We start from the raw sequence: 1,010 nt of genomic DNA on the forward strand, positions 1-1,010 counted from the left end.
TTTTCTGGTAGCGGTGGGGGAATTTCCCCTCTCCCAACGCCTTCTGCCGCTCGTTGCAACGCCAATAATGGCCGGTTTTGCAAGCGAATAAACAACCAACCACCTGCGATAATTAATAGCGCCATGATCAGGCTGTTACGAAATAGCGGCGCAAAGTCCTCTTCTTGCAGCTCAGACAGCGGGATGCGAATAATGGAATTGGGCAGCTTCTCGATGTGCATCCACAAAATGTAGCTTTCACTACCCAGCAGCAGGCGAACTTCGGTTGGTGAGCCTAGCTCTTGAGTCATTTCCTCCGACATCAAATCAATAGACATCGCATGGTTAAACTCAACCGCCTTCTCGCTGTTGATGCTGTGAACTGTCACGCCCAACCTTTCTAATAACTGGCGACGCAATGGTGCATCCGATTTGAGCGGGCCATCTTCATCGAGAACCAGATTCAACTCATGAGCAAGAATTTTGTTGAACTGTTGCAGGCTTGGCATCAACGCGTAGTTAAAAACGGCGTAATAAGAAAAGACTTGGCTAGCGAGAAGCAAGGAGATGAACAGTAGAATAGATTGTGTCAGTGAACTTCGGATTCGCATGGAAATTTCCTGATGATCCTAATTGCGAAAACCTCGACCACCATATTAAGAAGGAAATTTGATGGCCGAAGTTTTAAAAACCGATTGCCGGTTAAGCGAGTAAGAGTTACGACTCTTTACCGTCTGGGACAAATACGTAACCTAAACCCCATACGGTCTGGATGTAGCGAGGTTTGCTCGGATCGTCTTCCAGCATGCGGCGTAGACGAGAAATTTGTACGTCGATAGAACGCTCCATCGCCGAGTATTCACGACCACGCGCCATGTTCATCAGCTTATCACGCGACATTGGCTCACGCGCGTTGGTTACCAGTGATTTCAACACCGCAAATTCACCCGATGTTAATGGCATCGCCTCATCACCACGGAACATTTCACGCGTGCCGAGATTCAAACGAAACTCACCAAACTCGACCACTT

Annotated in this window: 1 protein-coding gene and 1 pseudogene; both read right to left on the reverse strand. The window is 48.1% G+C overall.

Annotated elements, in window-relative coordinates; all coding sequences use genetic code 11:
* Positions 1-590 (reverse strand): annotated as a pseudogene (envZ, locus tag R7P72_RS26275) (two-component system sensor histidine kinase EnvZ); the annotation flags it as partial.
* 106 nt (positions 591-696) lie between these two features.
* Positions 697-1,010: winged helix-turn-helix domain-containing protein (locus R7P72_RS26280; protein WP_318111215.1), on the reverse strand; the 314-nt coding region annotated here is incomplete at its 5' end.

The organism is Vibrio sp. Vb0888 (assembly GCF_033338835.1).
In the GTDB taxonomy this organism is placed as follows: Bacteria; Pseudomonadota; Gammaproteobacteria; order Enterobacterales; family Vibrionaceae; genus Vibrio; species Vibrio alginolyticus.